Raw genomic sequence first — 13,749 nt, 5'->3', positions numbered from 1 at the left:
TCGACCAAAGGCGCCTGCGCCAGTCCCCTCGTGCAGCTAGTTCACGCCCGCTGCCGAAGTTTCGGAGCCGCTTCCCCGATGCGAAACTCCTCGATTCGACGACCGGATTTCACCGCAGCAACCAGCCAACGAGGTCGCTTGCCACGCCCCGACCAAGTTTCGGACGTCTGCGGGTTACGGTATTTCGGCAGCACGCGCGGATATTTGCGCCTCGGCTTGCCCGAGGGAGAGATGCCCGGCGTGCCGGTTTCGGCTAACACGGCCATTCCGCCGCCGAGAACCGCCAGGCGCTTCTCCAGTTCCTGCTTTTCCGCTTTGATCCGATCCGATAAAATGCCGCTAATTTCTTCATGAAGCGACCATAGATCATCGAGGGACATTGCTTCTAGTTCGAGCTTCTTGGTCGACATGCTAGCATCCTGTAGTTGCGCCCATTTAATACTGCCCCAGCGGAGCAATCAAGAACCCAATGTCGGGCCTAGCGAAGAATATTCGGAACCCAACAGCATTTTTATGCTCCACATAACTGCGTCGCCGGTTCCAATCAAGACTGAAAAATGAATTATTCGCTGAATTCAATAGCGGCCCGAGTATAACGCGCGCCCTACGTGCGTCGGCGCCGCGATTCAACCGGATTATGATTGATTAAAGCGTCGCGAGGTCGATCTTCCGCGCCGCCGCCCTCGTGAGGAACACGACTGCGGGAGGCCGCATCCCGGCATTCGTCCTGAAATGCGGATGTCAGCCCGCTGCAGCCGCGACGTTATGATTGCGATATCTCTAAGCGCGAGCTTTCGCAGCTGGATTTGGAGCTGCAGATCTTTGAGGTCGGTCAACGGTTCCGCAGGAGCTATAAACTGCCTGATCGCAACTCGAAGACGTACCAACGGGCAACCGATAATATCCAATGTTTCTCTTCGAGAGCGCGGCAAGCCTTCTTCACCCATCAATAAAACAGAAAATAATCCTCGCAATATACATTTAATAATATATTATTTATTTATTATCACGTCAAATGAAAGCCGACACTGATTCTCAGTCTTTTTGTTCGCCACGCGAAAAACCTTTATTCGGCGTCAGAGACGACTGTTGGGTAGGTTGGTCGATGACGAGAATGCTATGCGCCGGCAAGATCTCGAAGCCATGGATTTTGAAGAACTTTGGCTCCTCCACGAGGAGCTCACGAAGATTCTTGCTGAAAAGATAACGGCCGAAAAGCGCGAGTTGGAAAAACGCCTGGCGCAGCTCAATCAGCCGGACCAATTCGGCGAGGCGGAGGGCGAGGCGACAGAGATGGGCCCAGGCCAGTCCCCTCGCCGTAAATACCCAAAGGTCATGCCGAAATACTTCAACCCCCTCAAGCCGACAGAGACTTGGTCTGGGCGAGGCAAACAGCCGCGCTGGCTGGTCGCAGCGCTTCAATCAGGACACACACTCGAGGAGTTCAGGATTCGCGAGAACGGCGAAGCGTCCAACCGGAATGCCGGTAGTCACGAGCATTGATGGTTTCATCGACGCAAACACCCGCGGGCGCGAATCTTTGGCGAACGGATGGGAGTTACCGGTCGCTCGGCTCGCAGCGCGCTTGCGGCCTACACCTTCCCTGTGCGCACAGCGACGGCCGCCTTCAACAAAAACTGCAAGGTGTCCATTTTCGGGAGGGACCACGATCTACGCGGATGGGCGGCGGCTTGCCAGGCGCCGTTTGCCGCTTTCCGGTAGTTTCCGAGATCCAGCGCCGTCATCGCGAGGAACAGCAAACGCGTGGACGGAAAACGTGCCTGCATTAACTGTCGCATGAACTGCAGGCGGGGAATCAGGCGGGAGCGCATCGTCTGCGGAATATCGACGCCAAGCAGCCCGGCAAGAGCGACCAGTTGGGTTTCAACCGCATTCTTCATCAATTCGCCCGAGACAAGCGAGGCAAGCTTCTCCCAATCAAGGCCTTCGGCGGAATCGTTTAGATCTCGCAATTCAACAAGGTGCCGCAGGTCGAGGTCGCCGAGCCAATAGCCGTAGTCTTGAAACTGATCGTGGATGATCAGCGTGAGCGCTCGGTAGACAGGCGTGGGGATATACACGCGTCCGCTTCCCAGCGGCTCGAGGACGCAATGGTTCAGCGCCTGCCCGATACTTTGGTAGAGGTACGCGGGACCCGGCGCGGCCTGCTGCAGGTCGATGGTCCCGACATCCTGTGACCGGTTCAGCTCGACGTGCCATCTCTGGCCTTCGGCGGGGGTCTGGTAATCAATATCGTAGCCAATTGCACATAGAGCGGCGATTGCCGTTCTGGCCTCGTCCGGCATGACGATGATGTCCAGGTCGGACATTAGCCGAACGCCTCGGCGCTCCCCGGGTGCGGTCGCCAGTGTCGATGTGCCCTTGAGCATGATCGGGGTGATTCCCAAGCGGTTCATCGCAACGACGGCTTCTTCCAGCTGAGCGAGGAGGCGATTATTGCGCAGCTCGTTTCGGCGGTGGATATTGCGGATATATGCGCAGACGTCCTCCGGCAGCGTCGATTCATATTTGCCCACAAAGTCGATAAGCGCCGGCGTCGTCAGAGTCCGATTTGCGAGCCCGATTACGGACGTCCACTCCACGTCGACGGGCGGCATGCCTCGCAAGCAATTGCAGAGGCTCGAGAGCGCGCTGCTATGCCTCACCATCGCACAATTCCACAAGCAAGCGCCGAGCTTCCACCGACTCGCAGTAGGTGAGTTGAAATGATCGCGCGCCCGCGACAATCCGCTTCAAAGCGAAAAAGCCGGCTTGCGATAGCCTTCCGTCAGCGGCGAATGCGTTTTCGATAAGCCGCTTCATCGCATCCAACTGGTCTATCGCGATCAGTTCTTCCGGACCGCTCGCGACCCGATTCAAGAAGACGATCCAGCTCGCGGAGACGCATTGGTTCTGCGCATCTGGAATGGGGATGTACCGCACCCGAACCCCGTCGGAGCGGCAATGCGTCGCGTCATACCTGTCGCCATGCAGCCGGGAGAGCAAGTCCCACGATCCCTCCTTGACAGTGAGCGCAAAGGGAATTCCGCAGATGGTCCCGTCAGCTCCAACCAGCGCAACATCATCGCCGGCGTAGCTAAAGCCGGCGTCCACGAGCTGCAGTGTCAGGGTTGACTTTCCAGCTCCCGGCCGACCGCACAACAGCAGGCCCGCATCGTTTCTCACGAGAGTAGCTGCATGAAGGGAAAAGACCCATCGATCGCTTCGAATAAGCCGCTCGCTGATGTGCGCTTTGATCGTCGGCGCCAGTGCTTCGACTTCACATCTGGAGATTCTAGAATCCTCTCCGCGGAAGAACACTTGCTCGTCCAGCATCGTTGCCTCGATCACAAGGTCGTTGTCGCACGCGCCCTGGTCCGCGACGCAGAATACCGAAAGCAGCCGTCTCAAGAGGTCTCGATTTGCAGTTCGGACGCCTATTTTGTGCCGACCCAGGATCACTGAGAAGGAACAGTCAATCGGCACTTGCCAGTCCGCTTGGAGTAGCGCTTGATCGGCCCAGACATTTACAACCTGGCGGGTGAACTGGCGTGACGCATCCTCGTCAATACCTAGCGCCCCAAGCCCCTGATAGACATCTTCCAGAGAGGCACCTTGCGCCAGCTTGCACCAGATGAATGCCGCTACCTGGTCCAGCTCGAAGATCTTCTGCCCTGCTTCGCTGAAGAGCATTGATCGACCATCCAGCAGCACGAACACTGCATCTGGAGCGGGTCTCAACACCATCTCTGCCGACGATCTTTCCAGCACGGCTCCAGCCAATGTACGAAGGTCCGTCTCGCCCGACGAAGGGCAACGCTATGTCGCGGCCGCGACAGAGGGAAGCCTCGACTACGAGATTCGATCTAGCCCGGCCTGCGGCGCTGCAATTCCCGTTCAGCTGAGCACAAACACGATCGGGCTCTCTTCGAAATGACAATCCGGCCCGTCATGCCGCCAGCTGGCCGTCCTCGCCTCCTCCCTGTGGCGCAACGTTCAAAAGCAGCTCGCCAAGAAAACACTCGCTCGCGGTCAACCGATGAGCATCCAAAAGGTAACGATGAGCTTCGCGATCGGCACTCCGTTCTTTCAGAATGCGCTCCTTCTCGCCGATGCTGGCCAACTCCGCGCGCATCTGGGCCAACAGCGGTGCGTGCGAGACGACGCAATTGTTATGATTTAATTCCCACATCGCTTCCTCCAGCCGAATGAAAGCTTGAATAGGCCAAAGATTACGTGATCGGCAGAAATTGACAACGCTATTTATACAATTAACCTTACATCACAATTTATTTCATGTTTGAACCTGATGCGGCCCACCTAATACAGCTCGCAACCGCTGCAATTGCCTTCGCAAGTGTGAAGAAGCTGCACCTTACCGTATCCCGCTTACATACTCGATTGCGGCCCGCTTCGCGCAGGCTCGCGTAGAAAATATATCCGCGAGAGTCGCAAATCGGACCGACAATGCGCTTTTCTATTTACAAATTAAATTTCAGCGGAGAATATTCGGAAGCTACACAAATGGGAGCCGAACCAGGTGACCGTCAAGAATGATAATGGTTGCGCTGCCGTCGGGGCATTTCGCTCGAAGCCTGAAGAATTGAGCCCTAATATTTGTTTGCGGCTTACCCGCGACTTTACGTTGAGTCTGGAACATCATTCATAACTGCCGAGCCAAAGCCCGGCGGTATCCCACAATTCACGAAAGTAGGAATCCGGTCGGTTGGAGAAGCGCCGTCACGAGCAAGCTGCCCTTTGCTCGACAGCGACCCAGGTGCGATGCCCCCCAAGTGAAGCCGCATCGAGGAGAGCGCACTCCAGCCGACCGGCCCCCCTTATTCGACAACACATCCAGGGAGGTTGGCGTGGGTATGATTATGGTCAAGTGTCCGCAATCCGGTCGCGCGATTCCTACCGGCCTCAAATCCGATCGTGAGACTTTCCTGCGAAGCATCGTGTTTTTCGGCAATACGCTTTGTCCGGCCTGTCAGGCCAATCACAACTGGTTTGCCCGCGAGGCCTGGGTCGAGGAGCCGGTCATCAGAACGATAGAGGTCGCTCGTACTGCGCCGACGTACTGACGCAAATGACGAGGGCGCTTCCGCGACTGCGCCAGCTCCCCTTTCCGATGCAGTCGTTGTTCTTGCAGCGCAGTAGCCGATTTGAGAAATCTTTCGCGCATCGTCGTAAAGCGAACCCGGCGCCTCCGGCAGCCATCGGTTAGACATTATTGGCACATCGTCACAAATCCCAGCTTCCCGTCATGACTTCGGCCAGCGCCTGTTTTAGGGGTGTTACTGTGAGTAACAGAGTTTGCAGCCTGGCTGTTCTGCGTGACACAAGCATCGAACTCGTTAGCCTTCTGGCGCAATTGAAGCGGCTCCGCGAGAGAGTACGAATGGCAGGAGCACGGTGCTCGGGAGAAAGACGACGATCATCGTCGGCATCCGGCGCGCCGAGGCCCCGAGCAATGAGATATCCCACGCAGGGGATTCGCAACTCTAGGCTTTTCTGATCACTTCGCTGCCTGGATAGAACACTAACGCGGATGCGCGGCCTGTTCTCTGGCACTCCGCGAACTGCTGGAGCACTCTTCCTTCCGACATCACGCTTGATGGTTCGCCATTCTCTATTCCGCCAATTCGATCGCGATGAGTTGGTGTCCAAAGCATCCGACGCTCGGTGGACCTCGCTGCTTTGAACGTGACCGATCAAATTTTCCATCTTGAAAATGAAGTCGCGAGCCGCTGCCCATTGGCACGATGGTAGATTCGGCATGTCGGCGCGCACGCAGATCGCGCTGGTCTTCGGGTAAGCTCGGCGCGCGCCATGGTGCGCACAAGCGCGCTGGTGGCTCGAAGCTGCGCATTGAGCGTCGAGGATGAGCACGACGGGGTGGACAATTGGATTGCAACGTACGGCACACGTGGGGCGCCGGGTGGCGCCCCGGTCACGATACCAGCGCGCCAAAAGCCGATTACCACTTAGGAACGATCCCTCGAACTCTCGGGTTGCACTTGTGCTGGTCCACGTTGGACCCGGGGGGCGGCCCCGGGCAATGTCCCTCCCTCCAGTGCCGTACCGGGGCCGCACTCTCGCTTCGACGGCTCAGGCCGCCGGGTGTGCTCCCGCCTCAGGCGGACGTCGACGCGGGAGCACAGAAACAATCGTCAAAACTGCCCACTACTCCCGATCACCAGGCGCAGCACGAAGAATGATCTTTGCCGTGCGTTTGGCGTACGAGCGCTGCTTGGCTATCCCAGCCAGCGAAGAACCAGCAGAAGCGCTTAAGAAAGTTAGGTAACGAGTGCTGACTGTTAGATTTAATCGCGATTTAATGTCGATGAGGAGCATAACTTGATGAAGGTATAAGAGATTCATTTTTTTACTAGCTTTTCCCGCCCGAACGATTCAGACTTCCTTTCATTGAGAACCTATTTTCTCGGGGGAATTCAGATGGGAAAACCTCCTGTTTCCCGTGATGCCTTCCGTGGGCTATTCGCTTTCTATGCGGCAAGGGCTCATCACGACCACGACTCCAAGGGCGAACATTGCCTCTTGAGGCTGTTCAGATCTGCAGAAGATATACCAGAAACTTTACTGCTGCAGTGGTCAGACAGAACTGAGCTACTCGGGTCCGAAACCGTCGGTCGGTTAATGGATCCGCTCGTTCGGCAAATCACAAGAGGCAACGCTCAATACGACCATGCCAGCGACTTTCTCCACACGCTGCTGAGAGACCTCGGGCAAAAAGTGCAGTAATCGAGACTCGCCGGCTATCGTCGCTGCAATCGTCAGGTGCGCGAATTCTCCGCGCTAGCTACCTGCGCCCTCTTCGCGTGCTGCGAAATCTTCGTTTTCGGATTATAGAAGTAAGGATAATTCAGTTGCTTGCTGCGAAAGTCTTCACGGACGATTTTTACTGAGCATTCGATGCCTTAGCCGCGGATCACTCGAAGGCAATCGCGGATCACAGCTGATCACTGAGCTCAGGCTGGGGCTCGTCCTGAATTTCAACATACCTGTGACTATTGCGAGCCGGAGTCTGACGTCCGTTTACGACCACCACGGAAGGAGCTGCAGCGTCGCATGGATGCGCAAACGATCCGGCTTACCTTCTCAGAAGTCGAAGAATTCTCCGTGGACATTGCCGCCACCAGCCTACGAGTTCAGTGCCTAGTGGATGAGGCCTCATCAACGCAAAAGGTTCAAGGCGCACTCTCTCAACGAGTTAATTGATCGAGCACAACGTAAGGCCGTGAGGATTGACAAGAGCGTCGAGGGATTCCTGTCATTTTAGCCTCTTTTCAGCCTAAAAAAGTTCGTTGTTTGGCGCGGGGCAGGATCTCAGCTCGGAGTTCCTGCAATGTTGAAGCAAGTATTTTCTGCGTGTTTCCTTGTTGTCATCGGCCCAATCTGTTCAGAAGCAAGACCTTATCGCATCGGCCAAGCGCCCGAATGCAATGTCATCATGCCATGTGACTTCTCGGCCACCCAGGCGCGCCGCGAACGAACTTTGCTCTCACTGCAGGCGCATCGCCCCAAGCAACTCGCGTTAGCCACGCCCAACAGCGTAGCGGCGGTGAGTGACCGTACTCACGGCCGGATTGTCGGCGGTCGGCCGCCCGGCTGCCCGTCTTCATTCTGTGGTTGTGGCGCAGCGCTGCGAGTGTTTGGTCGTGTCGTGCCTGAATTGAACCTTGCGGCCAACTGGCTACGCTTCCCGCGGACTTCGCCCGCGCCGGGAATGGTCGCGGCGCGGCGCGGGCATGTCTTCGTTCTGGAACAGCACCTCGAAGGCGACATGTGGATGGCGTATGACGCCAACTCAGGCGGACACGCGACGCGGATGCACCCGCGATCATTGCGAGGCTACACGGTTGTCAATCCTCGCGGTGCGGGTTGAACGGTCCCCACGACCGTTGGCCTAACGGTTGGTCGCCGCCCTAACGCCAGCCAGCAGCCATGAACGTGGGCCAGGTGTTGCAATATCCGCCCCCCGAGCCCAGCCGGTGATCTGTTGCGGTCCTGGGCCGCTGCCGCTGCTTGGGTCGCTAGGACTCTGACAAGCAGCTCAATTGCGAGCGTGTCGACGGTGAAGCAGAACATCGCCTTCGGCCTGATGCTCAACGCCAACCATGTCTCGACCGCAGAGCGCGACGCGATCCGCGGCCATTACATCAAGGGCTGGGCCGAGGCGAACGACTCAATCGTGGCAAGAGCGCGGAAGCGATGGAGAATCTTCAGAAAGGGGCACCACAAACAGACGCCGATGGCCGACATCACTGATGTCGTTCAAGGCTCAGAAGATGCTCACGTCCAAGGACTGGAAACGCATGTATTCAGGTGGGACCTGTCACGAACTGAACTGGCTACAACAATCGACAGATTTCTTCATGGCCAACGCAGGCATCAAGGACTTCACGCCCGCGAGCAAGTACTTTGATCCGGGCCTCCATTCAATGCCATGACCTAGATATCACGAGCCTGAGGGGATGTTCGCGCCGAACACCAGTTGTGCGGCGCGCCCCAATCAGAGCATCTGGAATGCAGGAGAAGCTCCGAAGACTGCGCCAAACTACGCGATAACTGCCCGCAGCCCCTACTCCCACTCAATCATTTCGAACGACGTTGCATCGTTGATTTGTAAGCGCAAATTTCTAAATCTGACCGACAATTGCCGACGGTATACCCGCCGCGCTTTTTTGGTCTTGAATTCACATGAAAATTTGAGCCACTCGTAATACTGGTGCCTCCGATACCTATCGGAATCAATCGACTGATCAGGTGGCCTGCCTGGACAAAGACTGCGATACTCGCTCCAGCCCAGAATGCTTACAAATGCCGTCAAGAACGCGTCAGACCTCGCGATCGCTTGGCCACCGTGCCCAACCAGAATAGTCCGCTTTGCGCCAGAAGCTGCCTTACCCGCGAGGGCGGCAAAGTCGCCGACGAGATCGACAAGGCCGAAGACCAGATTGGCATCTCGGCGGCCAGCCCGGCGGAAACCAGAACACCGTTCGATCTGGACAAGGCCAACCCAACGCCTCATACACGTGAGCTGCCGGCCCATTGGACGATCATTCGTCCAGGATCGCATCGGAGAGTTCATGGCTGAAGATGCTCCTTCGAAAGTTCGCCCGCTCGACCCTCGCGCAAGGTGGTCCGAGCTTTCCCTTGCCGAACGCAACGCGGCCTATGACAACAACGCGGCGGTCCAGAACAGCGCGGCCCTGATCGCCGAGCGCAACGAGGCGTCCGGCCGGCTGCGCAGCACGTTGAAGTCCCATCTCGACCTGCCGTACGGCGAGCGGCCGAACAACAAGATCGATCTCTATCTGGCCGAGAAGGCCGATGCGCCCTGCCTCGTGTTCATCCACGGCGGCTATTGGCAGCGCAATTCGCGCGAATTGTTCGCCATGCTGGTCGAAGGCGTCGCTGCGCATGGCTGGTCGGTCGCCATTCCCGGTTATTCGCTGGCGCCCGGAGTGTCCCTGACCGACATCGTCGCCGAGATCCCGCGCGCACTGGACTGGCTCGCCGCGCGCGGCGCATCCTACGGCGTCGGCGGCCCGGTGATCCTGTCGGGCTGGTCCGCTGGCGCCCATCTCGTTGCAATGGCGCTCGGTCATCCCAGCGTCCGTGCCGGCCTTGCGATCTCGGGCGTCTACGAACTGGCGCCGATCTGCGACACGGGACTGAACACCGCCCTCAAGCTGGCGGAGGAGGAGATTGCCACGCTCTCGCCGCTTCGCCTGCCGGTCACTCCCAAGCGGCTAGACATCGCCTATGGCAGCCGCGAGCTCCCCGCGCTCGTGTGCGACTCCATGGACTTCCACGCCAAGCGGGTGGCCGCGCAGGCGCCCGGCCGGCTGCTGCCGGTCGAAGGCGCCGACCACTTCACGATCCTGGAGGCGCTTCGTCGCCCGGACGGCATCCTGGTCGAGGCGGCCCGCCGATTGCTGGATTAGAAAGCCAGACCTGCCCTCCGGTGACCCGGACTGGATAGAGCCGCAGCGGCGGGCTCGGCCAGCCCGGGCAGATCGTTCCATCGCGCAAATCGAACGATGCGGCGTGACGGGGGCAGAACAGGCGTCCTGCGGCCACATGGCCGAGGCCGAGATCTGCCTGTTCGTGCGGGCACGCCCGGTCGCAGGCAACGATATCGCCATCGTTCCAGATCACGAGCACGTCGGGCCTGGCGACGCGCACGGTCCCCTCTGCCTTCAGCCGGTCCAGATCGCAGACGGCAATCCACCCAGGCTCCCCTGCGCCGTCATCGGCATCATCCACCGAGATAGGCCTTGCGAACATGCTCGTTCTCGATCAACTCCGCGCCCGCCCCTGAGAGCACGATGCGGCCATTCTCGAGCAGATGGGCATGGTCGCACATGTCGAGCGCGGCGAAGGCGTTCTGCTCGACCAGCAGGACCGTGGTGCCGGAATCGCGAATGCTGCGGATGATCGCAAAGGTGCGCTCGACGATGTTCGGGGCCAGGCCGAGCGACGGCTCGTCGAACATCACCAGCCGCGGCCGGGACATCAGCGCGCGGCCGATCGCGAGCATTTGCTGCTCACCGCCGGACAACGTGCCCGCCGCCTGCCGGCGCCGCTCCGCGAGACGCGGAAACTCGCTGTAGATCCGGTCGCGATCCGCAGCGATTTCACCCGAGCCGCGCCGTAGATAGGCGCCCATGTCGAGATTCTCCTCGACGCTCATGTGCGGAAACACCCGCCGCCCTTCCGGGCAATGCGCGATGCCGCTCGCCAGCACGACCGGCGGCTTTGCGCCGGTGATGTCGATTCCCTCGAACCGCATCTGCCCGGCGCGCGGCGGAACCAGGCCGGAGATTGCGCGCAGGGTCGTGCTCTTGCCGGCGCCGTTGGCGCCGATCAGCGCAACGAGCTGTCCAGCCTTCACCTCCAGCGAGATACCGCGCAGCGCCGTGACGCCGCCGTAGCCGCAGACCATGTCACGGATCTCAAGCACGTCCCGCTCCATGTCCAAGATAGGCCTCGACCACGGCTGGATCGTTGCGGATCACCTCAGGCGTTCCCTCCGCGATGATCCGGCCGTAGTTCAGCACAACGATGCGGTCCGAGACCGTCATCACCATCGGCATGTCGTGCTCGACCAGGAGGATGGTGATGCCGCGGTCGCGGATGCTCCGGACCAGTTCGACGAAGCGATGGGTCTCCGAGGCATTCATGCCGGAGACGGGCTCATCAAGCAGCAGCATCGACGGCTCTGCCGCGAGCGCCAGCGCGACGCCGACGAGACGCTGCTCGCCATAGGAAAGTGAGCCGGCCGCATCCTGCGCACGGCGTTCGAGCCCGACCCATTCGAGCAGCTCGCTCGCCCGCTGCCGCAGCTTGCGCTCCGAGGCGCGCGCACCCGGCAGCCCGAGGATGGCATCGAGCAGCCGGACCCTGCCTTGCCGATGCAGCCCGATCAGCAGATTGTCGTAGACGGTATCGTTCGGGAATACGCTGGTGCGCTGGAAGGTGCGGATCAGGCCAAGATCGGCAATCTCGTGCGGCCTCAATCCGGCGAGCGTGGTGCCTTGATAAGTCACGCGGCCGGCGCTCGGGGTCAGAAATCCGGTCATGACGTTGAACGCCGTGGTCTTGCCGGCACCGTTCGGTCCGATCAGGCTGACGATCTCGCCTTCGCCGACGGTGAAGCTCATGTCGGAGATCGCGACCAGGCCGCCAAAGCGGACAGCGACCTGCTCGATGGTCATGGCAATGCTGCGTGCCGTCATCACGCCGGCTCCTTGGCTGCGGTCTCAGCGAGCGTGACCGGCGACACGGCTGCCACACGCGGCCGCTTGGCGAACCGCAGCAGAAGCGACGGCACGATGCCACGCGGCAGCATGAACAAGATCGCGATCAGCACGCCGCCATAGGCGATCCATTGCGCCTCCGGCGCCATCACCGGACGCAGCGCGACCGGCAGCAGCCCGAAGATCAGCCCACCGACGACAGGTCCCGCAAGCGATCCCTTGCCTCCGCTGATGACCATGATCACCATCGTGACGGTGTTGATGAAGGCGAACACTTCGGGATCGATGATCCGGATGTAATGCGCATAGAGGCTGCCGGCGGCTCCCGCGATGGCGGCCGAGATCACCGCCGCGAGCGTCAGGGTCTTGGTCACGTCGATGCCGACGGAGACGGCGAGGGTTTCATTCTCCATCAGCCCCCGCATCGCACGGCCGAAATGCGACCGGACCAGCCGCGCGATCAACAGATAGGCGGCGAGCGCGACCACCAGCACGAGATAATAGTTCTGCATCTTGCTGCGTAGCGTCAGCTCGCCGAAGCCGGGCAAGGGCACCGCGAGCGAGGGAATGTTGGTCAGCGCCAGGGGGCCCTGCGTCAGCTCGACCCAATTCAGCGCGACGAGCCTGACGACTTCGGCGAACGAGATCGTCACGATCACGAAATAGGCGCCCGCGAACGCGGAAGGACAGCAAGCCGACGAAATAGCCGCACAATCCGGCAGTGAGGATCGCAAGCACGAAGCCTGCAATTGGCGGCCAGGGCGCATGAACGATGCGCAGTCCGCCGGGTAGACCGATGTCGAAGCCGAGCGAGGTCAGCGCACTGACATAGGCACCGATTCCGAAGAAGGCGATATGGCCGAGGCTGAGCTGGCCGGTGAAGCCGAGCAGCAGATTGAGGCTCATCGCGCCGATGATGAAGATACCCGTCGTGATCAGCGCATTGAGCAGATAGGGATCGCGCAGCCAGAGCGGGACCGAGGCAAGGGCCGCGACGGCGAGAATGGTGATGATCGCCTTCATCCGACGCGCTCCGCGCGCGCGAACAGGCCGGTCGGCCGGAAGATCAGCACCGCAATGATGATCACGAAGCCCATCGCATCGCGATAGCCCGAGGACACGTAGCCGGCACCGAGTTCCTCGGCCAAGGCCAGGATGAAGCCGCCCATGACCGCACCCGTGATGTTGCCGAGGCCGCCCAGGATAACGATCGCGAAGGCCTTGACCGCGGCGAGGTCACCCATCTGCGGGAAGATCACATAGACCGGCCCGAGCAAGGCGCCCGCGGCAGCCGCGAGGCTGGAGCCGATCGCGAAGGTGGAGGTGTAGATCATGTCGACATTGACGCCCATCAGCGAGGCCGTGTCGTGATCCTGGAACGTGGCACGCATCGCACGGCCGAGGCTGGTCTTGTTGATCAGGAGATAGGTCACCACGATCAACACGCCCGCAGCAGCGAGGACGAACAGGCGCAACCAGGACACCGAAACCGGTCCAAGCACCAGCGGCGCCTCCGGAAACGGGCTCGTCACCGATTTGGCGACGCCGCCCCAGATCCAGAGCGCACCGGACTGCATGGCAATCCAGGCGCCGATCATGACCAGCATGGTGGTGTCGATGTCAGAGCCCCGCAATGGACGCAGCAGGGTCAGCTCGATCGCCGCGCCCAACAACCATCCGGCCAGGACCGCAACGGGCAGAGCAAGGAAGAAGTTCATCCCGAGTTGATGCACCACGATGAACATCACATAGGCGCCGAACGTGTAGAGCACTCCATGGGTGAAGTTCACCACGTTCATGATGCCGAAGATCAAGGTCAGGCCGATGCCCAGCAGCGCATAAGTGCCGCCGAGCACGAGCATGTTGACCAGATGCTGGAGAAATTCGCTCAAGGCTGTTCCCGATTGGAGGGAGGATCAGGCGAGAGCGACAGAAGGCGCCCTCGCCCGCGACCGACTGA

At 59.8% G+C, this 13,749-nt stretch carries 14 protein-coding genes and 1 pseudogene; 6 read left to right on the top strand and 9 right to left on the bottom strand.

From position 1 onward, the window contains the following. Window positions 1-41: 41 nt before the first annotated feature. Window positions 42-410 carry an H-NS histone family protein gene (locus WI560_RS12295; RefSeq protein WP_257177899.1) on the bottom strand — a complete coding sequence of 123 codons (369 nt, stop codon included), beginning with the start codon at window positions 408-410 and terminating at the stop codon, window positions 42-44. 709 nt (window positions 411-1,119) lie between these two features. Between WI560_RS12295 and WI560_RS12290 the strand changes: the two genes are divergently transcribed. Further along, window positions 1,120-1,503, top strand: coding sequence for an H-NS family nucleoid-associated regulatory protein (locus WI560_RS12290; RefSeq protein ID WP_375308826.1), 384 nt, complete (start codon window positions 1,120-1,122; stop codon window positions 1,501-1,503). Between the two features lie 89 nt (window positions 1,504-1,592). On the opposite strand, the gene WI560_RS12285 is transcribed toward WI560_RS12290, so the two are convergent. From WI560_RS12285 to WI560_RS12275, 3 genes are all read right to left on the bottom strand, one after another. Next, entirely contained in the window at window positions 1,593-2,618 is a 1,026-nt protein-coding gene (locus WI560_RS12285; RefSeq protein ID WP_375308212.1) for a nucleotidyltransferase family protein, read from the bottom strand. A 37-nt stretch (window positions 2,619-2,655) separates the two neighbouring features. Further along, window positions 2,656-3,783 (bottom strand): serine/threonine protein kinase, encoded by a 1,128-nt coding sequence (locus tag WI560_RS12280; RefSeq protein ID WP_375308211.1) that lies wholly within the window; start codon window positions 3,781-3,783, stop codon window positions 2,656-2,658. 166 nt (window positions 3,784-3,949) lie between these two features. Then, on the bottom strand, window positions 3,950-4,192 hold the full coding sequence (locus tag WI560_RS12275; RefSeq protein WP_375308210.1) for a hypothetical protein: 243 nt from the start codon (window positions 4,190-4,192) through the stop codon (window positions 3,950-3,952). Between the two features lie 676 nt (window positions 4,193-4,868). On the opposite strand from WI560_RS12275, the gene WI560_RS12270 reads away from it, so the two are divergent. From WI560_RS12270 to WI560_RS12250, 5 genes are all read left to right on the top strand, one after another. Continuing rightward, the gene (locus tag WI560_RS12270; protein ID WP_257177893.1) at window positions 4,869-5,084 is read left to right on the top strand and encodes a hypothetical protein; all 216 of its coding nucleotides are present in this window, start codon (window positions 4,869-4,871) and stop codon (window positions 5,082-5,084) included. A gap of 2,285 nt (window positions 5,085-7,369) precedes the next feature. Next, window positions 7,370-7,909: a hypothetical protein gene (locus tag WI560_RS12265; RefSeq protein ID WP_375308209.1), complete on the top strand. Its 540-nt coding sequence runs from the start codon at window positions 7,370-7,372 to the stop codon at window positions 7,907-7,909. Between the two features lie 189 nt (window positions 7,910-8,098). Further along, entirely contained in the window at window positions 8,099-8,449 is a 351-nt protein-coding gene (locus tag WI560_RS12260) for a hypothetical protein (RefSeq protein WP_375308208.1), read from the top strand. Window positions 8,450-8,878: 429 nt separating this feature from the next. Further along, complete coding sequence (locus WI560_RS12255) at window positions 8,879-9,121, top strand: hypothetical protein (RefSeq protein WP_375308207.1); 243 nt, start codon at window positions 8,879-8,881, stop codon at window positions 9,119-9,121. After that, window positions 9,114-9,974: an alpha/beta hydrolase gene (locus WI560_RS12250; RefSeq protein ID WP_375308206.1), complete on the top strand. Its 861-nt coding sequence runs from the start codon at window positions 9,114-9,116 to the stop codon at window positions 9,972-9,974. Before WI560_RS12255 ends, WI560_RS12250 begins: the two co-directional genes overlap by 8 nt. Here WI560_RS12250 and WI560_RS12245 read toward each other — a convergent pair. From WI560_RS12245 to WI560_RS12225, 5 genes and pseudogenes are all read right to left on the bottom strand, one after another. Next, the gene (locus tag WI560_RS12245; RefSeq protein ID WP_375308205.1) at window positions 9,904-10,317 is read right to left on the bottom strand and encodes a Rieske (2Fe-2S) protein; all 414 of its coding nucleotides are present in this window, start codon (window positions 10,315-10,317) and stop codon (window positions 9,904-9,906) included. The genes WI560_RS12250 and WI560_RS12245 overlap by 71 nt on opposite strands. Then, window positions 10,289-10,993 (bottom strand): ABC transporter ATP-binding protein, encoded by a 705-nt coding sequence (locus WI560_RS12240; protein WP_375308204.1) that lies wholly within the window; start codon window positions 10,991-10,993, stop codon window positions 10,289-10,291. Before WI560_RS12240 ends, WI560_RS12245 begins: the two co-directional genes overlap by 29 nt. Further along, a complete protein-coding gene (locus tag WI560_RS12235; RefSeq protein WP_375308203.1) occupies window positions 10,986-11,768 on the bottom strand; it encodes an ABC transporter ATP-binding protein in 783 nt (260 codons plus the stop codon). The genes WI560_RS12240 and WI560_RS12235 overlap by 8 nt, the downstream gene beginning before the upstream one ends. Then, a pseudogene (locus WI560_RS12230) lies at window positions 11,768-12,812 on the bottom strand (branched-chain amino acid ABC transporter permease). Before WI560_RS12230 ends, WI560_RS12235 begins: the two are co-directional and overlap by 1 nt. After that, window positions 12,809-13,681: a branched-chain amino acid ABC transporter permease gene (locus WI560_RS12225; RefSeq protein ID WP_375308202.1), complete on the bottom strand. Its 873-nt coding sequence runs from the start codon at window positions 13,679-13,681 to the stop codon at window positions 12,809-12,811. The pseudogene WI560_RS12230 and the gene WI560_RS12225 overlap by 4 nt, the downstream one beginning before the upstream one ends. Between the last annotated feature and the right edge of the window lie 68 nt (window positions 13,682-13,749).

Origin of the sequence: Bradyrhizobium sp. A11 (assembly GCF_042077125.1) — a bacterium.
Classification (GTDB): domain Bacteria; phylum Pseudomonadota; class Alphaproteobacteria; order Rhizobiales; family Xanthobacteraceae; genus Bradyrhizobium; species Bradyrhizobium japonicum_B.
Note: the sequence above shows the minus strand (reverse complement) of the source record. Positions and strands in the feature narration are given on the sequence as shown.